The organism is Ruegeria sp. CJ2, assembly GCF_056536745.1.
The window spans coordinates 373,943-394,600 of record NZ_JBQFQF010000003.1 but is presented as its reverse complement, the minus strand read 5'-3'; the positions used below and the strand labels follow the sequence as shown (position 1 = coordinate 394,600).

Genomic DNA, 20,658 nt, shown 5'->3' with positions numbered 1-20,658 from the left:
GGGATTCCCGGAACTAGGACTTAACCCGGTGATTACCCCTGAACGTCCGGCAGGGCTACCCCTGCTTTCTGCAACGCTTCCCAGACTTTCCGGTCGCGATCATAGACGTCCCTCCGATACTGCACCTCACCCTTCGGCCCGATATAGGCGGTGCGATAGATTAGATGAACCGGCACATGTTGCTCCAACGGGACCGTGGTCTCTCTTCCGGTGGAAAGAATGCGGTGGAAAAACGCCTTGGGATCTTCTTCCTGTTTGGCCAGCAACGCATAGGCAAATTCGAATGGTTGGGCCAGACGAATACATCCGTGCGAGAATGCCCGTACCTCACGCGCGAACAGAGATTTCTGAGGCGTATCATGCAGATAGATGTTGTATTGATTGGGGAACATGAACTTCACCAACCCCAAAGCATTGCTTTGGCTGGGCGGCTGGCGCATGGCAAACGGGAAGTTGCGGGCGTCGAACTGGGTAAAGTCGACGGCCCCTCGGTTCACCTGCCGACCACTACGGTCAGTGATCTGGATGTGCCCGACGGCATTTGGATTCGATTGTAGCTGAGGCAGATATTCCTTGGTGATAATCGAACGCGGCACGTACCAACTGGGGTTGATGACCATGTGCTCCATTTCGTCCGAAAACTCGGGGCTGCGTCGATCATGCGTGTTTTTGCCGATCACCGTCCGGGTTTCGAATGAGACCAGCCCGTCATCAACGATCTTCGCGGAAAAATCCGCCTGATTGACCAGAATATGCCGCTCACCCCGCTCTTTCGGCAACCAGCGTTCACGCTCCAGCGCCACATATACGGACTTCAGGCGGTCAGACGCAGTCCGGTTCAGTTCTGAGATTGTTCCCTGACCGGCAACGCCATCCGCAGCAAGACCATGATCCGTCTGAAACCTTTTTACCGCGTCCAGCAACGCGTCATCGAATTTCGGGCTTGCCGTGGATTTCAAATAACCCATGGCAATCAGGCGATTACGCAGCTTAATTACATTCGGCCCTGTATCGCCATATTCCAGCTTGTCCGAGGGAACACCTGCCCCCCAGCCGCCTTGCTCAATAAGGTTTTCAAGCGCGATCTTTTGCTTCATCAGCGCGCGATACTGCGCGTTTTGCGGTGTAAGCAGATCAAAATAGGCGGCGTCGTGGTCCAACAGGCCTTGCAGATGCTCGGCGGCGGTCCGGCGTTCAACCTTACGCACCAGCCCGTCGTCGATCGTCGACGGCTTTAACGCACCCGAATACATGTCGTTGGCATAAGCGACGAAAGCACGGCTCAACGACATTTCGACCGCGCCAAGATCGCGCTGGGTTTTCGCGTCCTGCATCTGGGTCAGAAGCCCCTGCACGTCGTAAGCGCCTTCCGGCAGCCCATGCATACCAACGCTGGACAGGGCCCGGATCAGACCAGACCTGCGCGCTTGATGTGCGGGCGTATCGCCAACCCAAACCGGGGAAAACCCGTTGGAGCGATAAAACTCGGACATGCCAGAGCCAGAGGGAAGAAATTCGGCAACGGCCATCTGAAAGGCGGTCGCAGGTTTGGATTCGGTATTCGCCAACGCCGCAGACGCCGCAAAGCAGGCTGCGAAAACAAGACCAGATGGCGCACGAAAGAATGCTCGCATGGGATGACCCTGATTATTCAATAACTTGGACGCTTTTTCAGTTCGCGTCGAACAAATATGGTTGTCGGCCAGACCGCTTGTCCATTCACAAATGCATCACTTCAAGTCTTCTTTTTGACCGTGATGCGCGTTTGCATCGTCACGGTCCCGACATGACCCATCTGCTTAAAGACTATACCGAATTGCATCATCTGCGCAAAAAACTGCCGAAAATTCCCCCTTGAAAAGATGAATATGAAAGACTTCTTGGCGGAGTTTCGCGACTGTGCCATAAATTCCGCATCTGGGATGGGAAAAAATTAAGAACGCGCACGTAACATCGTGTGCAGGCAGGAACAGTACGGGACGAAACTATAATGACTACGAGCAGTACTTCGGGCTTGACCCGGCGTGCCCTATTGGGCGCATTTGCAGCTACGGCAGTTGTCGCGGCACCGACTTATTCCAATGCAGCAGGGTTTCTCCGCGGCGGTGGCGACATTCGCCGTATCCGCATGTATTCGGGTCGCACCGGTGAACGGATCGACATGATCTATTGGGTGGACGGCAAGTACATCAAGGATGCCGTCAAGGAAGTGAACCACTTCATGCGCGATTGGCGGACCGATCAGGTGAAGTCCATGGACCTGCGTACCATCGACATTATGGCCGCCTCTCACAATCTTCTGGATGTTGACGAACCTTATATGCTGCTGTCGGGTTACCGCTCGCCGCAGACGAACGCGATGTTGCGGTCCAGGTCGCGTCGCGTTGCCAAGAATTCTTTGCACATGAAAGGTCAGGCGGCTGACCTGCGCTTGTCATCGCGTTCGGTTTCGCAAATGGCCAAGGCCGCAATGTCCTGCCGCGCCGGTGGCGTTGGCAAATATTCCCGCTCAAATTTCGTCCACATGGATTGCGGTGAAATCCGTAGCTGGGGCGGGTAACAGCAATCGACCCCTTCGAAACACAGAGCGCCTTCGGGCGCTTTTTGTTTTTGTAGCAGGTCTGATCTGTATTTCGGCCCGAACAAGGCCAAGAAACACGGTGTTGCGACCCGCTCAGACATCAACACATAAGATGAAAATGGCGCACCTGAGAGGATTCGAACCTCTGGCCTCTGCCTTCGGAGGGCAGCGCTCTATCCAGCTGAGCTACAGGTGCCTTGGTCGTTAGCTAACCTTGATCCGATCCGGGTGCAACTGCAAATCGCCCCCAAATTGCCCGCATTTACGCGAACAAATCATGCGCCAGTTCCAGTGCGTCGACCAACGTGTCGACTTCATCCGTCGTGTTGTACAGACCAAAGCTTGCGCGGCAAGTTGCCGTTACGCCAAAGAAATCCATCAGTGGCCCGGCGCAATGATGTCCAGCACGAACCGCGACACCCTTCTTGTCGAGAATGGTCGAAACGTCATGCGCATGCCCTGCCCCATCCAGCGTGAAACTAAAGATCGCAGCCTTGTCCGGCCGGATACCCTGAACCTGTAGCCAATTCAGGCCAGCCAGTTTCTTGAACGCATAGTCGCGAAGACCCGCCTCATGCGCGGCAATATTCTCCATGCCCAGATCCATCATGTAGTCCAGCGCAACGCCCAGCCCGATGGTCTGAACAATACCCGGAGTACCGGCCTCGAACTTCATGGGTGGATCGTTATAGATCACCTGATCCTTACTGACCTCTTTGATCATGTCGCCACCGCCGATAAAGGGGCGCATCTCGGCCATGCGTTCGGACTTGATGTAGATCGCGCCGGACCCGGACGGGCCATACAACTTATGCCCGGTAATCGCATAGAAATCGCAGCCAATATCCTGCACGTCCACCGGCATGTGCACGGCGCCCTGGCTTCCGTCCACCAGCACCGGAACCCCTTTGGCGCGGGCACCTTCGGTGATTGCCTTTACATCGACGACAGTTCCAAGAACATTTGAACACTGCGTTACGGCAACCAGCTTGGTCTTGGGGCCAATCGCATCAATCACCGCCTGCGGGTCCAGCCCGCCGTCCGGATCAATGTCGACCCATTTCAGGACAACGCCCTGCCGCTCGCGCAGGAAGTGCCAGGGAACGATGTTGGCGTGGTGCTCCATGACACTCAGGACGATTTCATCTCCTGCCTCAAGACGCGGCATCGCCCAGCCATAGGCAACGAGGTTAATTCCCTCGGTCGTGCCTGAATTCAGAACGATTTCGTTTTCATCACGCGCGCCAAGGAACCGCGCGATGGTGCCGCGAACGGATTCGTATTTTTCGGTCGCCAGATTAGACAGGTAATGCAAACCGCGATGAACATTGGAATATTCTTCGGCGTAAGCCCGCGTCACCGCATCAATCACGACCTGAGGTTTCTGCGCCGATGCCCCATTGTCCAGATAGGTTAACGGCTTTCCGTTCACCTCACGGGACAGGATCGGAAAATCAGAGCGGATTTTCTGCACATCATACATGGTATTTTCTTTCCTACACCGGACCGCTGGGTGTCAGCACGAGGACAAAGGGCAAAGCGACCAGAGCTGACAACACAATGACCCCAAATGATTTGAGGAGTGAGCCAAACTTATGCGCTTCGTTCAGGAAATGCAGTGTGACGTAAAGGCTTAGTATCGCCGTCGCCAGCATCAACATGACCATGAAGAAGGGCACGACCAGAGACACCAGAAGTGTCACCGATAGCGCGACAATTTGAAGAAACTGCAGCCAAACGGACAGAATCATGATGTCTTCAAACGAAGCCGTGCCGCCCATGAGCTTTCCGATGAACAGGAAGGCCGCGATGCTCAGCAGCATGGCACCAGCGGAGCGCACAAGGTTCAACAGCACCGGTTCAGGTTCCAACACGCCCTGCCCCTGCGGAACCACGATAAGCTGGTCGATTCCAACCTGAACAAGACCGTTCAGCACAACCGCCAGGAAAAAGGCCAGCCACAAAACCTCGCGCCCGGGACGCAATGCCAGCAGGCGCCGGGCGGCCTCGGCCGGATTGGTTGCGGTAAGAACCGCAAGTTGGCTGAGCGAGGCAGTAATCATTCCGAAAACCTTTGTGCTTGCCGCAAACCAGACATCCAAAACCACAGAAAGACCGCAACCCATATCAGGCCGACGACCGAAAGCGTCGGCCCCGGCCCGATGAAGCCTGCGACGAGGCCATTCAATAAGACTAATGGCGTCGACGACAAGAGCGCCCAGAACAATGCGACCCGCGCGCCATAGGCAGACCCCTTACCGCCAACCAAACGCGCTGCGCCATAGGATATGAATGCCAGCAAATAGAAAAAGAGAGGCAGGATAATCACCGTGCCCAAAAGCGCACCGCCCATGAGCATATTCAGCTCGAGCCCTTCCAGATGCGCGCGCCGGGACAAGCTGGGCAGTTGCGCAATGAAGGCCACGACGCAAAACGCCATGACAAAGACCAACGCGCGATCTTCACGCTGCCCCAGTTCGAGAAGCCGGCGCACGACACGGCCCGGCCCTCGATACGTGGCCACAATATCGGAGGTGACCGGCATCAGCTATGCCGCGACAACCAGCCTTCCAGCCGGCTCACGATCGCTTCAGCCAATGCTTTGTCCTCGATCTCGTCCACCGCCTCGGCCAGAAACGCCAGCGTCAGCATGTTGGTCGCGTCCTTGGCCGGAACACCGCGCGAGCGCAGGTAGAACAGGGCCGTTTCGTCGATCGCGCCCGAAGTCGAACCATGCGAACAGGCGACGTCATCGGCATAGATCTCAAGCTCTGGCTTGGCGAGAAACTGGCTATCATCATCCAACAACAACGATTGGCTGATCTGATACCCGTCGGTTTTCTGCGCGCCCTCTTTCACAAGGATCTTGCCCTGGAAAACGCCGGTGGCACCGTTGCGCAGAACCTTCTTGAACACCTGACGGCTTTCGCAGTTCACCGCGTCATGGGTGACAAACACCGTGTCGTCGTGGTGGAAATCCCCATCGCCAACACAAGCGCCCGCCACATGCGCTACGGCGTCATCGCCGGTCAGTTCGACCACTTGCTCATTGCGTGTCAGCACTCCGTTCACGGTCAGCGTAAAGGATTTGTAGACCGAATCCTTACCCAAGCGGGTGAACATATGAGTGGCCGCCCGGCGCTCATGATCGCGACCCTGCGCGCGCACATGGTGTAAAACACCCGCATCGGCGATGTCGATTTCCATGCATTTGTTGAAACGCGACGCGGCTGGCCCGTTCTCAAGAATGGTCACTTCGGCCCCGGATTCCACGCGAATGACATGATGCAGCATCGCATCCGAGGTTTCCGACGCGTGCCGATAAATGAAGCTGATCGGTTTCGAGGGCTTCCCAGTCACGTGGATCGCGATACCGTCTGCCGCAAATGCCGTATTCAACGCAGCAAGCGGGCGTTGAACCGGAGTTTGGCCTCGTGCTTCCAGAACACCATACAGCTCTTTTGCCCAGTGGATGTCCTTGCAGCAGATATCTTCGATCCGATCAATCGTGACGCCTTCCAACTCTAGATCATCCGACTCTTCAGGGCTGAACACACCGTCCACAAACACAATTTTCAGACGATCAAACTCGCTGAACAGCATCGCCTCATCGGGGTGGAACAAGGCGGCAACCGGAGCCGCGGCCGAGACCAGCGTATCGGGCCGTGTGTATTTCCAATATTCATCACGGCGACCAGGCAGACCCATTTCCAATACCCGCGCCAACGCGTCTTCGCGTGCGGCACGCGTGCAACCTGCGTCGGGCATAACCAGATTGGCCAACCGCGCTTCGGTTGCGGTTTGTTTCACTTCGGGCAGCGCCATCAGTTCACCTCGGCCAGAATGTCGGCGTAACCGTTGTTTTCAACTTCAAGCGCCAGATCGGGACCGCCGGTTTTGACGATCTTGCCATCCGCCATGATGTGAACGACATCCGGTTTGATATGGTCCAGCAGACGCTGGTAGTGCGTGATCACGAGAAAGCCGCGCCCCTCATCCCGCAGCGCGTTCACGCCTTCTGCGACCAGTTTCATCGCATCGACATCAAGACCGGAATCCGTTTCATCAAGGATGCACATCTTGGGCTCAAGCATCGCCATCTGAAGGATCTCGTTACGCTTTTTCTCACCGCCCGAGAAGCCGACATTGACCGGACGTTTCAGCATATCGGCGTCGATCTTCAGCGATTTCGCCTTTTCACGCACGACCTTCAGGAAGTCGGCCGCCGACAGCTCATCCTCGCCGCGCGCCTTGCGCTGCGCGTTCACGGCGGTGCGCAGGAAGGTCATGTTGCCCACGCCCGGAATTTCAACCGGATATTGGAAGGCCAAGAAGACACCGGCTGCGGCGCGTTCTTCCGGTTCCATCTCCAGCAAGTCCTCACCGTCCAGAGTCGCCGACCCATCGGTAACTTCGTACCCGTCGCGGCCCGACAGCACATAGCTGAGCGTCGACTTGCCCGAGCCGTTCGGCCCCATGATCGCGTGCACTTTTCCTGCTTCGACGGTCAGGTCGACGCCTTTGAGGATTTGCTTTTCTTCTTCCTCGAGTTTCACGTGCAGGTTTTTGATTTCCAGCATTTTTTGACCCTTTAGCGTATCGCAAGGGACCACCCGGCCCCGATATGTTCTGAATTCTAATGAGAGAGTTCGGGACTACCCAACAGACCCTTCGAGGCTGATCGCAACAAGCTGCTGCGCTTCCATGGCAAACTCCATCGGCAACGCCTGCAGGACGTCCTTACAGAACCCGTTGACGACCAGCGCCACGGCTTCTTCCTCGTCCATGCCGCGCTGACGGCAGTAGAATAGCTGATCGTCATCCACCTTCGACGTCGTCGCCTCATGCTCAACACGGCTCGAGTTATTCTTGACCTCGATATACGGCACGGTATGTGCCCCGCATTTGTCGCCAATCAGCAGGCTGTCACACTGGGTGTAGTTGCGGCTGTTCTTGGCCTTGGGATGCATCGAGACGAGCCCACGATAGGTATTCTGCGCTTTACCCGCGCTGATGCCCTTGGACACGATCCGCGACTTGGTGTTCTTGCCAAGGTGAACCATCTTGGTGCCGGTATCGGCCTGTTGATAGTTGTTCGTGATCGCGATCGAATAGAACTCACCCTGGCTTTCCTCGCCGCGCAGGATGCAGGACGGGTATTTCCATGTCACGGCCGAGCCGGTTTCGACCTGCGTCCACATCACCTTGGAGCGATCCCCCCGGCAATCGGCGCGTTTGGTCACGAAGTTATAGATACCGCCCTTGCCGTTCTCATCGCCGGGGAACCAGTTCTGAACGGTCGAGTATTTCACCTCGGCATCTTCCTCGATGATGATCTCAACCACAGCAGCATGCAGCTGCGCGGTATCGCGCTGCGGCGCTGTGCAACCCTCAAGGTAAGACACGTATGAGCCCTTATCGGCGATGATCAGTGTGCGTTCGAATTGGCCAGTGTTTTCCGCGTTGATGCGGAAATAGGTGCTCAGTTCCATCGGGCAGCGCACACCCGGCGGGATGTAGACGAACGACCCATCCGAGAAAACGGCCGAGTTCAGCGTGGCATAGAAGTTGTCCGAGACCGGAACCACCGACCCAAGGTATTTCTTGACCAGCTCGGGATGTTCGCGGATCGCCTCGGAAATTGAGCAGAAGATCACACCGGCCTTCTTCAATTCGGCTTGAAACGTCGTGCCAACAGAGACCGAGTCAAATACGGCGTCCACTGCGACCTTGCGGCCCTCGGCGGGCGCATCTTCGGCCCCCTCGACACCTGCCAGGATCATCTGTTCTTTCAGCGGAATGCCCAGCTTTTCATAAGTGGCCAACAGCTTGGGATCGACCTCGTCCAGCGACTTGGGCTTTTCTTCCATCGACTTGGGCCGGGCATAGTAATACTGGTCCTGAAAGTCGATCTTGGGATAGTTGACCATCGCCCAGTTCGGCTCTTCAATCTGGGTCCAGCGCTCGAACGCGGCCAGACGCCATTCGGTCATCCACTCGGGCTCTTCGTTCTTTTCCGAGATCAGACGGACGATATCCGGGTTCACGCCCTTGGGCGCGTATTCCATCTCGATATCGGTATCCCAACCGTATTTGTAGGTTCCGACCTCGCGTACCGCATCAACGGTTTCCTGATCGACACCCTCTTTTACCTGGGTCTGGTCCAAAGCGGCCATAAGTTACCCTCCGTCAGATCACGCGGCGCGCGCGCGATGCTTTTTCTCTTTTTCCAGCCACGTTTCCGCGAAACGCAACACATCGTCTTCTGTTGTCTGAGGTCCAAGCGACACCCGCACAGCGCCGGATGCCAGCCCCTCATCAAAACCCATTGCGGTCAAAACCGCGCTTGCCCGTACCTTGCCGCTGGAGCAGGCCGAGCCAGCGCTGACCGCAAAACCTGATAAGTCCATCTGCATGACCTGTGTCTCGCCTTTCCAGCCCGGGGTGGCAAAACACAGCGTGTTCGGCAGGCGATCCTGACCTTTCCCGACAAAAATAGTAGATTCAGAACCAGCCTCAAGAGCCTTTTCTAGAATATTTCTAAATTCTTCTACCTGCGCCCAAACCCCATTGGCCAGATCCCGCGCCGCTGCCTCAGCCGCTGCCCCGAACCCCGCTATTCCAATGACATTTTCGGTGCCGGATCGCCGCCCCATTTCCTGCCCGCCGCCTTTTATCCGAGCGGCCAGATCGGTTCCGCGCTTCATCACAACTGCGCCAACACCTTTGGGGCCGCCCAGTTTATGGGCCGAGATCAACGCCATTTGAACGTCCAGCCAGTTGAACGCCACCGGCAGTTTTCCAAACGCCTGCGTTGCATCCGTCACCGCCAGACCCGCAGGCAAGGACTGTATGATCCCCGTCTCAGAATTTGCCAGTTGCAAGGTCGAATTTTGCGGCTCAGGCACTTCAACTAAGCCTGCATCGGAAACCGTCAGGTCTTCGTTTATCCAGGCCCGGACCGCATCATGCTCAATCCCGGCCCCGTGCAAACCACGCCCTTCCAAAGCAAGTGCCGCGCCCTCGGTCGACCCCGACGTAAAAACGATATCTGCGCCATCCGCACCAAACGCCGACGCGATCTGGGCGCGTGCCTTTTCAATCAGCGCCTTGGCTGCGCGCCCTTCCGCATGGACTGAAGATGGGTTTCCGCATACATCCATCGCGGCCAGCATCGCTTCGCGTGCTTCAGGTCGCAGAGGGGCCGTCGCGTTATGATCCAGATAAACGCGACTCATGGATGCACCTTTTTGGGCTCATCGTTTCGACTGACTGTCCCGGAAACGCAGTTGATCATTTCAATCGTCCACGACCGCAAACAGGCTTGGAACCGCCGGGCAAGGGGCCAGATCGTTCTTGATGACGTCGGAAAGACGGGTTTGATGCAGAAAGACATAAACATGCGCGCTCAGGCCTTCCCACAGCCTGTTGGTCAAGGATTGCGCACGGCTGCCAGACGATCCGCCCGAAGCGCCTGCGCCTTTTTGCAGCGCGTCCACCGTCTCATCGACCGCCGCCAGAACTTCGACAACCCGGATTTCCGAAGCGGGTCGGGCCAGCCGATAACCTCCGCCCGGTCCCCTGACCGAGGATACCAGATCAGCGCGACGCAGCTTGACGAACAATTGCTCGAGGTAAGCCAAGGAAATGTCCTGTCTTTCCGAGATTTCACCCAGAGTCACCAGCCCGTCGGACGGTTGAAGTGCGATATCAGCCAAGGCGACCATCGCATAACGACCTTTGGTCGACAGCTTCATTTTCTTTCCCTCTTGGCTGACAACGCGCGAAAACATTGACGCCGCCGCTGCCAGTGCGTATCTCCGACTGACAGCGCCAATGCGCGCAGCATTACAATTAGAACCGTTCTAAGGTGCCTGACGATAACAGTCAAGTATAGACAGGCACCCAGAAGAAAAAGACAGGACCGACGCACACATGCCCGAGGTGATTTTTCCCGGACCAGAAGGCCGCTTGGAAGGCCGTTACCACCCGCAAAAGGAAAAAGACGCACCGATCGCCATCGTGCTGCACCCGCATCCCCAATTCGGCGGGACCATGAACAACAAGGTGGTCTATAATCTTCACTATGCGTTCTACAACATGGGCTTCACCGTTCTGCGGTTCAATTTCCGTGGCGTGGGCCGCAGTCAGGGCGAATACGATCAGGGCGTCGGCGAGCTGAGCGATGCAGCTTCGGCGCTGGATTACCTGCAGTCGATGAACAACAACTCGAAACACTGCTGGGTGGCCGGGTTCTCGTTCGGTGCGTGGATCGGCATGCAACTGCTGATGCGCCGCCCCGAAATCACCGGCTTCATCAGCGTATCCCCCCCGGCCAATATGTATGACTTTTCGTTCCTGGCCCCCTGCCCCTCGTCCGGCCTGATCATCAACGGTTCGGCAGACCGCGTCGCACCACCTGCGGATACGACAACGCTGGTCAATAAGCTGCACGAGCAAAAAGGCATCACCATCACCCATAATGAGGTTGAGGGCGCCGACCACTTTTTCCAGGATCGCCACATGGACACCCTGATCACCGATGTCAGTGATTATGTGAAACGCCGACTGACCGAGACCACGCGCTGATGTCAGACTCTCTCAACTCCCTTGCGGCGAAACTGGCCGAGGACACGTTGAAAGTCATGGACGAAACCGGCGATGACCGTTTCTTTGTCGAAGTCGGTGAGTTGTTGGGGGCGTCCTCTCAGACATTGGAAGAAGCGTTCTTGACAGAAGTCCGGGTGCGGCTGGCAGAACGCAAAGCGCGCCAATTCGTCATCAAACGCTTGTCGGAACACCGCAAGAAAATAAAAGCGATTGAAAAACAATGACTGAGAGGCTGTCCGCGCAAGTTGAGTTTCTAAAACGCGCGGACAAACTGAAATCGGTAGATCGCGCCAACGCAGTGTTGGATCAGTCCCGACCCGAAAATGCGGCCGAACATAGCTGGCAACTGGCTCTTTGGGCTTTGGTCATGCAGCCTTTGGCCGGTGATGACGTCGATATCGACCGCGTCATTCGCATGCTCCTGCTTCATGATCTGGTCGAGATCATAGTCGGCGATCATCCGATCCACCTTGAGACGGACTGGCAGGCCGTTGAACGGGCGGAACAGGCGGCAGCGGCTGAGTTGTTCGGGATGCTCCCCGACGATCAATCGCAGGCGTTCCTGTCGCTATGGCAGGAGTTCGAGGCGGACACATCCGCAGACGCCCGGTTCGCCAAGATCCTGGATCGGTGCCAACCTATGTTTCAGGTGCTGTGCGCGCCTGATCCGCGCCCAGACCATATCGACGTCGTCCGCGATAACCTGAACGGCGGACGTGCGGCGTATCTGGAAACAGACTTCCCCGATGCGTTCCGGCTTGCCCGTGCAATGCTGGAAAACACGGGGGGCCAAGACACGCCGTTTGCAAGACGTCTTCCTTTCCTGGCCGAATCTGACCAACTTAAATCCGTGTCTCGGGCGTCTCGACTGTTGTCCGGCGCGCGGTTCGAAAACTCTGCCGAGCACTCATGGCATATCATGCTGTTTGCGTGGGTGTTGTCCGAGTATGCCGACCCGAATGTGTCAATCCACCGCGTCCTCAAAATGCTTCTGCTGCATGACATCGTCGAAATAGATGCCGGAGATCACCCGATTCACGGCCAGGTAGACCATGCCGCACAAGAAGCCGAGGAACAGGCTGCGGCGATCCGGTTGTTCGGATTGCTGCCCACGGACCAGAACCAGATGTATTATGCGCTTTGGCAGGAATTCGAAGCCGCTGAGACGCCTGATGCGCGCTTTGCCAAGGCAATTGACCGGTTTCAGACACCAATTGGAAATCTGGAGACCGGTGGCGGCTCATGGGTGGACTATAACGTGACCTTTACCCAAATCGAAACGCGTGTTGGCAAACCTATTTCCCGGGGCGCCCCAAAACTGTGGTCATGGCTGCGACCTCAATTGGAGACGTATTTTTCCGAGACCCCGGTCGAGTAATGAGAAAAGGGGCTATGCCACCCCTTTTCCCGCAACCGGCGGACGCTTAGACCTGAGTACCACCTAACCGTTCAACATTTTTGGCCACACTATCATCGACGGACCCCCCGTCAGTCAGCCACCCCAGCGTCACAATCAAAGCCGATACAGCAATGACGGAAATTGCAAATTTCGTCATAAAATTACTCGCAAAAAAATACCGCTCAACCCGGTCCAGATGCCATAATTTTGCGTGTCTAAACAGTAAGGTAATCCGGACCTTTGACGACGCATGTAACGATCTACCGGTCGAAGCACGTGGCCTTCCAGAAATGTCTTGCAGTGATCTGAAAAACCGTGCTCAACAAATCTTGGTTCAATCAAATCGAGACCTGCCGTGCCCAAAGCCTATTTGATCCTTCTTCTGGCTGTTATTGCTGAAACCGTCGGAACAACATCCCTGCAAGCCAGCCAGCAATTCAGCCGATTCTGGCCATCAGTGCTTGTCGTTGTGTCTTACGGCATCGCCTTCTATCTGCTGGGTCTGACGCTGAAATATATGCCCGTTGGAATCGTCTATGCGATCTGGTCCGGCCTTGGCATCTTTCTGATCGCGATCATCGGGTTCATCGTCTTTGGGCAAAGACTGGACTGGCCCGCCGTTCTTGGCCTGACCATGATCCTGGCCGGAATCCTGATCATACACCTGTTTTCCAAGACCGCAGGCCACTGACCGCCGGTTAGGGCTGGTCTATTTGGTCAAACCGGGTTATGCGCGCGGCAACTTCCCGTTCAAAGGCTGACCTCATGGACCTGCGCAATATCGCAATCATCGCTCACGTGGACCACGGCAAGACGACCCTGGTGGATGAGCTGCTCAAACAATCCGGCGCGTTCCGGGAAAATCAGGCCGTCGCCGAACGCGCCATGGACAGCAACGATCTTGAACGCGAGCGCGGGATCACCATCCTTGCCAAAGCGACTTCGGTCGAGTGGAAAGGCACGCGGATCAACATCGTCGACACCCCCGGCCACGCCGACTTCGGGGGCGAGGTCGAGCGGATTCTCAGCATGGTGGACGGTGTTGTCCTGCTGGTTGACGCCGCCGAAGGCCCGATGCCGCAGACCAAGTTCGTGACCTCCAAGGCATTGGCACTGGGCCTGCGCCCCATCGTTGTTTTGAACAAGGTCGACAAGCCCGACGCCGAGCCTGACCGCGCGCTGGACGAGTGTTTCGATCTGTTCGCCAACCTCGGAGCTGACGACGACCAGTTGGATTTCCCTGCTATGTATGCGTCTGGTCGGTCCGGTTGGGCAGATATGGAGCTGGACGGTCCGCGTAAGGACCTGACCGCCCTGTTCGACCTGATTGTCGATCACGTCCCCGCGCCCAAACAGGCAGATAAGAAAGACGAGCCCTTCCGTATGCTGGCCACCACACTGGGCAGCGACCCATTCATCGGCCGTATTCTGACCGGTCGCGTGGAAAGCGGCACATTGAAAGCGGGCGACAGCCTCAAGGCATTGTCGCGCGACGGTACGTTAGTCGAAAACTTCCGGGCCTCGAAAATCCTCGCGTTCCGTGGCTTGGCGCAACAGCCCATCGACGTGGCCGAAGCCGGTGATATCGTCACCATCGCAGGCATGAGCAAAGCGACCGTGGCGGATTCGCTGGTTTCCCCGCAGGTCGAAGAGGCCCTGCCCGCACAGCCTATCGACCCGCCGACCATCACCGTGACCTTCGGCATCAACGACTCGCCTCTGGCCGGTCGCGACGGCAAAAAGGTCCAGTCCCGCGTCATCCGTGACCGCCTGATGAAAGAGGCCGAATCGAACGTCGCCATCCGCATCACCGACACCCCCGGCGGTGAAGCCTTTGAGGTCGCAGGCCGTGGCGAATTGCAGATGGGCGTTCTGATCGAAAACATGCGCCGCGAAGGGTTCGAACTCAGCATCTCGCGCCCGCAGGTTCTGTTCCGCGAGGAAGACGGCCAGCGCATGGAACCCATCGAAGAGGTCACCATTGACGTCGACGACGAATTCTCGGGCGCAGTGATCGAAAAAATCACCGGCGCGCGTAAGGGTGAGTTGGCTGAAATGCGCCCCGCAGGTGCTGGTAAAACCCGCATCATCGCGCATGTGCCGTCGCGGGGTCTGATTGGCTATCACGGCGAATTCCTGACCGATACACGCGGAACAGGCGTTCTGAACCGCGTCTTCCACGGTTGGGCCGCGCATAAAGGGCCAATTCCGGGTCGTCGTGCAGGCGTTCTGATCTCGATGGAGAATGGTCAGGCGGTGGCCTATGCCCTTTGGAACCTCGAAGAGCGTGGTCGCATGTTCGTGGCCCCGCAAACTGATGTCTATCAAGGCATGGTCATTGGTGAGCATTCCCGTGACAACGATCTGGAAGTGAACCCGCTGAAGGGCAAAAAGCTGACCAACGTGCGCGCCAGCGGCTCTGACGACGCGGTACGACTGACACCGCACATTCAATTCTCGCTGGAAGAGGCGATTGCCTATATCGACGATGATGAACTGGTCGAGGTTACGCCAAACGCAATCAGGTTGCGCAAGCGATATCTTGATCCACATGAACGTAAACGAATGGCCAAATCTGCCTAAGGTTTTCAGTGAATTACTTCACATCCGAAAAACAATGATAACAGTGTTGTATTTTTGATCCCCGTTTAGGGACAATCATACACTGGAAGCCCACCCACCCAGTGGGCTTTTTCTTTGTTTAGAAACGACTTTCTACTTAAAGGAGATTCTTTTTAACTTTTGTTTTACCCGCACTTCTTGAAAATATGGCGAAGGATGGATGTATTTGTGGTCAAACTGTGGCATCACTGTGTCAAGTAGTGACGTGTTAAAGAGTTCGAAGGAGTGACGCTATGCGCGTAAAATCCCGTTTGTTATCTGTGGTCTTTGTATCAGCAACATTTCCCTTTGTTTCTGCCGGAGCCGCTCAAGCCAATGAAATGTGCACGGTGAAAACCGCACGGCAGTCTGTTTCAACCGAAACACTTTGTAGTTGCCAGGCCGTCGACGCCAGAATGCTGCGTTACATTCAACGCAGGCCAGATTTTGAAGACATTCTTGCGCGCACCTTAGAAGCCTGCCCCGCATTCGCGTCAATTCTGACCGACATCCCGACGGCTGCCCTTGGCTCCTCGCAGCGTTCCGGCGACGGGGACGCGAATGATCCGAATGTTCAAACTGCTTCCAACAATTCGGGTGGCGGCGGTTCTGGTGGTGGATCAGGTGTTTCACCGACGGGCGGCGCGCCTGGTGGCGGCAATCCTGGCGGCGACAACAACGACGACGGCGGCGATGACGGCAACGGCGGCGGCAACGGCAACGATGACGGCGGCGATAACGGCAACGGAAACGGCGGCGATAACGGCAACGGAAACGGCGACGGCGGCGACAACGGCGGCGATGACGGCAACGGAAACGGCGACGACAACAACGGCGGTGACGACAACGGCGACGGAAACGGCGGCGACAACAACGGCGGTGACGACAACGGTGACGGAAACGGCGGCGACAACGGCGGCGGTGACGACAACGGTGACGGAAACGGCGGCGACAACGGCGGCGGTGACGACAACGGCGACGGAAACGGCGGCGACAACGGCGGCGGTGACGACAACGGCGACGGAAACGGCGGCGACAACGGCGGCGGTGATGACGGCGGTGACGACACTGGATCCGGAAATGGCGGCACCAACCGCTCTGGCCATGACGACGGCACCAACCCCGGCGGCCAAACCAACAATCCAAATGGCACCGATAACCCCGGCGGCACCGGCGGTGGTGGAAATGGTGGAAGTAATAACGGAAGCAACAACAACGGTCGCGGCCAAGGCGGAAACAACAACGTCGATATTTTCGGCGGGAACGGCCAAGGCGGGAGCAATGGCAACGGCGGCGGGGGCAACTCACGCGGGCCGGGCCGCGGTGGTGTTTTCGACTGACGCAATAACAGTCTGGCCGGAGCTTCCTGCCACGATATGAAATAAAAAGGGCGGCCTTGGTGCCGCCCTTATTACTTTCGATTCACTTCAATCCAATTCGAGTTCGAGGTTGGATTTAGCTTCTTCTGTATACACCAACCCAATTGCTCGGTTGTTTAGGGTCTTGCATTCTGAGGAATAGATAACGCGTTGAAGACCAAGGCTTAATGCGGTTGGTCAGATTGTCCAGAATCAAGTCTCCGCCCGCAGAGCGATACACCAAAACCGCATGCGCGCGTCGCCGTGTATCCAATACGGTCGCGATCAAAAGTTTGCTTGGATCAATACCCGCTCGGATCAAATCCCGCTTCTTGAGCAAAGCAAAATCCTCGCAATCGCCGCCGCGCGTTGTGGGCAATGCCCACCGCTCGACCGTTCTGTACTGCGACTGGTCCGTGACTTCTCGGGTTGTTGCGTTGACTTGGCGGTTGACCCGGTGGACGATCTGCAATTCCTGCTGGGTCGACAGTGCAAGGGACGACTTGCTTGAACACGCCCATGAATATTGCCTGCACAACTGACGTGCGCCCGACGGCGGGGGCGACGCTGCCACCGCACGGATGAAACTTCCCTCACTTGCCTGCACATTCGAGCCACCAAACATGGCGGCGCATGCCAAAGCGGATATTCCCACGGCCCGCCCTAGCGACAAGGCCGACCTTTTAACAGCTGCTCTGCTTTCGATGCCAACAGAATTCATGCCTGTCCCTCGATCCTTATGTCTACAAGCGATTGCAGACAAACCGGACCGTATCCCCAGTTCGGAAACTATCGGTAAACGGAACCGCCTGCGCAATCTGACGTGACCGTGCGAAGGAAAAGAGGCGGAATTTCGTGACTCAATTTGACCATTTGGGGCAAGAATTGCGCTCAGTCAGCCACAATTATGGCGCACACGGCGCAGGCAGCCGTCAAGTAAACGCTGCAAGCCATTGTGAATAATATATTATTTAAACATTCCAATGAGGCTGAAGACGGCCACAATTGGGACTAGGCGTATTGGCTGAAATCCGCGCAAAAAAAAGGCCGCCGGACAGCTTTTAGTCCGGCGGCCATAAAACCTGATTCTACTCGGTGATTTCCACGACCACCAGTTCCCGTTCACTTGCGCCGCGCGCGTGGTCCAGGGCCTCTTGATACTCGGGCGAATTGTAGCAGTCGACCGCGGCATCTACGGAGGGAAAGCGGGCCACCACGTTGCGCGGCCGTTCTTTACCTTCAAGCTGCACATACCGCGCTGCGCGCGCGATAAATTCTCCGCCATGCTTAGCGATCGCAGGACCAGCTAACTCAGCATATTTTCCGTAGGCTTCGGCGTCGGTCACCGTCACATGCGCGATCCAAAGGGCTGCCATTTTATCCTCCCAGTACATTTTCTGCGGCTTTGATCGCCGCATCAGAATTCGAAGCGTCCTTGCCGCCGCCTTGCGCCATATCAGGACGGCCACCGCCGCCCTTGCCGCCCAGTTCGGCGACAGCGGCACGGACCAGATCGACCGCAGAAACCTTTTCGATCAGGTCCTGCGTCACACCGGCCGCAACTGCCGCCTTGCCGCCTGCATCCGCGATCAGCAGTACAGCGCCCGAACCCAGACGGCTTTTGTGTTCGTCGATCAGGGCGGGAAGGTCCTTGCCGGACACACCCGTCAGGGCTTGCGCAAGGAACGGCACGCCGTTCACGTCCCGAGCCTCGGCACCACCCTGCCCCGAGCCACCAGCCATCGCCAAATCACGGCGCAACTGCGCGACCTCGTTCTGCAAGGCCTTGCGTTCATCCAACAGCGACTTCACGCGGCCCACCACATCATCGGGCTGCGCCTTCAACTCGGACGCAATCTGGCCTAACCGCTGATCCTGTGCCGACAGGTGGCGGAACGCCTCATCCCCGGTCAGGGCCTCAATCCGACGCACACCAGCGCTGCTGGCGCTGTCACCCAGCACGACGAACGTACCGATATCCCCGGTCTGACGCACATGGGTGCCACCACACAGCTCGATCGACCACGTCTCGCCATCCTGACCCTTGCCGGTGGGCGCTTTGCCCATCGACACGACCCGCACCTCGTCGCCGTATTTTTCACCAAACAGCGCCTGCGCGCCCAGACCGCGCGCGTCGTCGGGCGTCATTATCCGCGTCTCGACCGAGGAGTTCTGGCGGATGAACGCGTTCACTTCACGTTCAACCTTTTGCAGTTCCTCGGCGCTCAGTGCTTTGGAGTGGCTGAAATCGAACCGCAGCCGATCCGCCGCGTTCAACGAACCCCGCTGCGCCACGTGATCGCCCAGCGTTTCGCGCAGCGCCTCGTGCAACAGGTGCGTGGCCGAGTGGTTGGCCCTGATTGCGCTGCGGCGGGTGTGGTCAACCTCAAGCTCAACGCCGTCACCTTTGGACAGTGTGCCCTGGCTGACCGTCACCCTATGCGCATAGACTTTGCCTTCGGCAAATTTGCGGGTGTCTTCGACCTTGGCCACGTCCTGCATATTCTCAAGCCGCCGGATTTCGCCGGTATCGCCAACCTGACCACCGGCCTCACCATAGAACGGGGTTTGGTTCACGATGACCCAACCGGTGCCGCCCTGTTCGATGGAGTCAACCAGCGCCCCATCCACGACCAGAGCCGCCACCTGCCCTTCGGCCTTTTCGGTGTCATAGCCAAGGAAATCCGTGGCCCCGGCGATGTCCAGCACGTCAAACCAAACGGCTTGATCCGCCGCTTCACCCGAACCGGCCCACGCCGCACGCGCCTTGGCCTTTTGTTCGGCCATGGCTGCATCAAACCCGTCGGTATCCACGGTCCGGCCCTTTTCACGCAGCGCATCCTGCGTCAGGTCCAGCGGGAAGCCGTAGGTGTCATAGAGCTTGAACGCCGCATCACCGGGCAGAGCCTCACCCTCGGGCAGTCCCGCAACCTCATCATCCAGCAGCTTCAGGCCACGATCGAGGGTCTGCTTGAACCGGGTTTCCTCCAGCAGCAGTGTTTCTTCGATCAGCGCCTGCGCCTGCCCCAGTTCTGTATATTGCGCGCCCATCAGTTGCACCAGCGAGGGCACAAGGCGATGCATCACCGGGTCTTTCGCGCCCAGCAGATGCGCATGGCGCATGGCACGGCGCATGATCCTGCGTAGAACATAGCCGCGGCCGTCATTGCTGGGCATCACACCATCCGCAATCAGGAACGAGGTCGAGCGCAGATGGTCCGCAATCACGCGGTGATGCACGTTCTGATCACCATAAGGATCAACGCCGGTGGCATCGGCCGATGCCTCGATCAGCGTTTTGAACAGGTCGGTGTCATAGTTGTCATGGCTGCCCTGCAGCAGCGCGCCGATCCGCTCCAGTCCCATGCCGGTGTCGATGGACTGCATGTCCAGCTCCACCATCGAGCCGTCCTCGAACTGCTCGTTCTGCATGAAAACGATGTTCCAGATTTCGATGAACCGGTCGCCGTCTTCCTCGGCCGAACCCGGAGGGCCACCCCAGATGTGATCGCCATGATCATAGAAAATCTCGGTGCACGGACCACACGGCCCTGTCGGGCCCATCTGCCAGAAATTGTCACTTGTCGCGATGCGGATGATCCGGTCCTCGGGCACGCCGACCTTCTTCCAGATCTCAAACGCCTCATCATCGGTATGATATACCGTGGTCAGCAGGCGGTTCTTGTCGATGCCGAATTCCTTGGTGATCAGTTCCCACGCGAAGGGGATGGCGTCATGCTTGAAGTAATCCCCAAACGAGAAATTCCCCAGCATCTCAAAGAATGTATGGTGGCGCGCGGTGTAACCCACATTGTCCAGATCGTTATGCTTGCCACCCGCACGCACACATTTCTGCGCCGTTGTCGCGCGCTGATAGTCGCGGGTTTCAACGCCGGTAAACAGGTTCTTGAACTGCACCATGCCCGAATTCACGAACATCAGCGTCGGGTCATTGCGGGGCACCAAAGGGCTGGACGCCACCACTTCGTGCCCTTGTTTGGCAAAGTAGTTCAGAAAGGTCGATCGGATATCGTTCAGCGTGGGCATAAGGCTCTCTCAGCGCGCAATCATCTTGTTCCAGATGGGTTTATCCCCGTCCCATGGGATAG

19 protein-coding genes and 1 tRNA gene are annotated in these 20,658 nt (G+C 57.3%); 7 read left to right on the top strand and 13 right to left on the bottom strand.

From position 1 onward, the window contains the following. Nucleotides 1-32: 32 nt before the first annotated feature. A complete protein-coding gene (locus tag ACR0MS_RS06445) occupies nucleotides 33-1,634 on the bottom strand; it encodes a L,D-transpeptidase family protein (protein WP_480570795.1) in 1,602 nt (533 codons plus the stop codon). A gap of 356 nt (nucleotides 1,635-1,990) precedes the next feature. On the opposite strand from ACR0MS_RS06445, the gene mepK reads away from it, so the two are divergent. Next, the gene (gene mepK / locus ACR0MS_RS06440; RefSeq protein WP_480570792.1) at nucleotides 1,991-2,560 is read left to right on the top strand and encodes a peptidoglycan L,D-endopeptidase MepK; all 570 of its coding nucleotides are present in this window, start codon (nucleotides 1,991-1,993) and stop codon (nucleotides 2,558-2,560) included. Between the two features lie 140 nt (nucleotides 2,561-2,700). On the opposite strand, the gene ACR0MS_RS06435 is transcribed toward mepK, so the two are convergent. The 9 genes from ACR0MS_RS06435 to iscR all read right to left on the bottom strand — a co-directional run bounded on the left by ACR0MS_RS06435 (nucleotide 2,701) and on the right by iscR (nucleotide 10,338). Next, nucleotides 2,701-2,777 (bottom strand) — tRNA-Arg (locus ACR0MS_RS06435). 66 nt (nucleotides 2,778-2,843) lie between these two features. Next, a complete protein-coding gene (locus tag ACR0MS_RS06430; RefSeq protein WP_480570789.1) occupies nucleotides 2,844-4,064 on the bottom strand; it encodes a cysteine desulfurase in 1,221 nt (406 codons plus the stop codon). Nucleotides 4,065-4,077: 13 nt separating this feature from the next. Next, nucleotides 4,078-4,644, bottom strand: coding sequence for a Yip1 family protein (locus ACR0MS_RS06425; RefSeq protein WP_480570786.1), 567 nt, complete (start codon nucleotides 4,642-4,644; stop codon nucleotides 4,078-4,080). Next, nucleotides 4,641-5,126 carry a YIP1 family protein gene (locus tag ACR0MS_RS06420; protein ID WP_480570783.1) on the bottom strand — a complete coding sequence of 162 codons (486 nt, stop codon included), beginning with the start codon at nucleotides 5,124-5,126 and terminating at the stop codon, nucleotides 4,641-4,643. Before ACR0MS_RS06420 ends, ACR0MS_RS06425 begins: the two co-directional genes overlap by 4 nt. After that, on the bottom strand, nucleotides 5,126-6,406 hold the full coding sequence (sufD, locus tag ACR0MS_RS06415; protein ID WP_480570781.1) for a Fe-S cluster assembly protein SufD: 1,281 nt from the start codon (nucleotides 6,404-6,406) through the stop codon (nucleotides 5,126-5,128). Before sufD ends, ACR0MS_RS06420 begins: the two co-directional genes overlap by 1 nt. Further along, nucleotides 6,406-7,161, bottom strand: coding sequence for a Fe-S cluster assembly ATPase SufC (sufC, locus tag ACR0MS_RS06410; protein WP_480570778.1), 756 nt, complete (start codon nucleotides 7,159-7,161; stop codon nucleotides 6,406-6,408). Before sufC ends, sufD begins: the two co-directional genes overlap by 1 nt. Before the next feature lie 75 nt (nucleotides 7,162-7,236). Beyond that, nucleotides 7,237-8,757, bottom strand: coding sequence for a Fe-S cluster assembly protein SufB (sufB, locus tag ACR0MS_RS06405; RefSeq protein WP_170413089.1), 1,521 nt, complete (start codon nucleotides 8,755-8,757; stop codon nucleotides 7,237-7,239). A gap of 18 nt (nucleotides 8,758-8,775) precedes the next feature. After that, nucleotides 8,776-9,819 (bottom strand): cysteine desulfurase family protein, encoded by a 1,044-nt coding sequence (locus ACR0MS_RS06400; protein ID WP_480570775.1) that lies wholly within the window; start codon nucleotides 9,817-9,819, stop codon nucleotides 8,776-8,778. A gap of 60 nt (nucleotides 9,820-9,879) precedes the next feature. Then, complete coding sequence (gene iscR / locus ACR0MS_RS06395; protein WP_480570772.1) at nucleotides 9,880-10,338, bottom strand: Fe-S cluster assembly transcriptional regulator IscR; 459 nt, start codon at nucleotides 10,336-10,338, stop codon at nucleotides 9,880-9,882. 178 nt (nucleotides 10,339-10,516) lie between these two features. Between iscR and ACR0MS_RS06390 the strand changes: the two genes are divergently transcribed. The 6 genes from ACR0MS_RS06390 to ACR0MS_RS06365 all read left to right on the top strand — a co-directional run bounded on the left by ACR0MS_RS06390 (nucleotide 10,517) and on the right by ACR0MS_RS06365 (nucleotide 16,531). Beyond that, a complete protein-coding gene (locus ACR0MS_RS06390) occupies nucleotides 10,517-11,170 on the top strand; it encodes an alpha/beta hydrolase (protein ID WP_480570768.1) in 654 nt (217 codons plus the stop codon). Then, nucleotides 11,170-11,415, top strand: a complete 246-nt coding sequence (locus ACR0MS_RS06385) for a hypothetical protein (RefSeq protein WP_480570765.1) — start codon at nucleotides 11,170-11,172, stop codon at nucleotides 11,413-11,415. The genes ACR0MS_RS06390 and ACR0MS_RS06385 overlap by 1 nt, the downstream gene beginning before the upstream one ends. Next, entirely contained in the window at nucleotides 11,412-12,569 is a 1,158-nt protein-coding gene (locus ACR0MS_RS06380) for an HD domain-containing protein (protein WP_480570762.1), read from the top strand. The genes ACR0MS_RS06385 and ACR0MS_RS06380 overlap by 4 nt, the downstream gene beginning before the upstream one ends. Nucleotides 12,570-12,945: 376 nt before the next feature. Beyond that, complete coding sequence (locus ACR0MS_RS06375; protein ID WP_480570759.1) at nucleotides 12,946-13,281, top strand: DMT family transporter; 336 nt, start codon at nucleotides 12,946-12,948, stop codon at nucleotides 13,279-13,281. Nucleotides 13,282-13,355: 74 nt separating this feature from the next. Then, nucleotides 13,356-15,173 carry a translational GTPase TypA gene (gene typA / locus ACR0MS_RS06370; protein WP_480570756.1) on the top strand — a complete coding sequence of 606 codons (1,818 nt, stop codon included), beginning with the start codon at nucleotides 13,356-13,358 and terminating at the stop codon, nucleotides 15,171-15,173. A gap of 434 nt (nucleotides 15,174-15,607) precedes the next feature. Beyond that, the gene (locus ACR0MS_RS06365; protein WP_480570753.1) at nucleotides 15,608-16,531 is read left to right on the top strand and encodes a hypothetical protein; all 924 of its coding nucleotides are present in this window, start codon (nucleotides 15,608-15,610) and stop codon (nucleotides 16,529-16,531) included. A gap of 115 nt (nucleotides 16,532-16,646) precedes the next feature. On the opposite strand, the gene ACR0MS_RS06360 is transcribed toward ACR0MS_RS06365, so the two are convergent. From ACR0MS_RS06360 to alaS, 3 genes are all read right to left on the bottom strand, one after another. After that, nucleotides 16,647-17,270 carry a transglutaminase-like cysteine peptidase gene (locus ACR0MS_RS06360; protein WP_480570750.1) on the bottom strand — a complete coding sequence of 208 codons (624 nt, stop codon included), beginning with the start codon at nucleotides 17,268-17,270 and terminating at the stop codon, nucleotides 16,647-16,649. A gap of 367 nt (nucleotides 17,271-17,637) precedes the next feature. Further along, a complete protein-coding gene (locus tag ACR0MS_RS06355; protein ID WP_480570747.1) occupies nucleotides 17,638-17,925 on the bottom strand; it encodes a DUF1330 domain-containing protein in 288 nt (95 codons plus the stop codon). Between the two features lies 1 nt (nucleotide 17,926). Next, nucleotides 17,927-20,596, bottom strand: a complete 2,670-nt coding sequence (gene alaS, locus ACR0MS_RS06350) for an alanine--tRNA ligase (RefSeq protein ID WP_480570744.1) — start codon at nucleotides 20,594-20,596, stop codon at nucleotides 17,927-17,929. Between the last annotated feature and the right edge of the window lie 62 nt (nucleotides 20,597-20,658).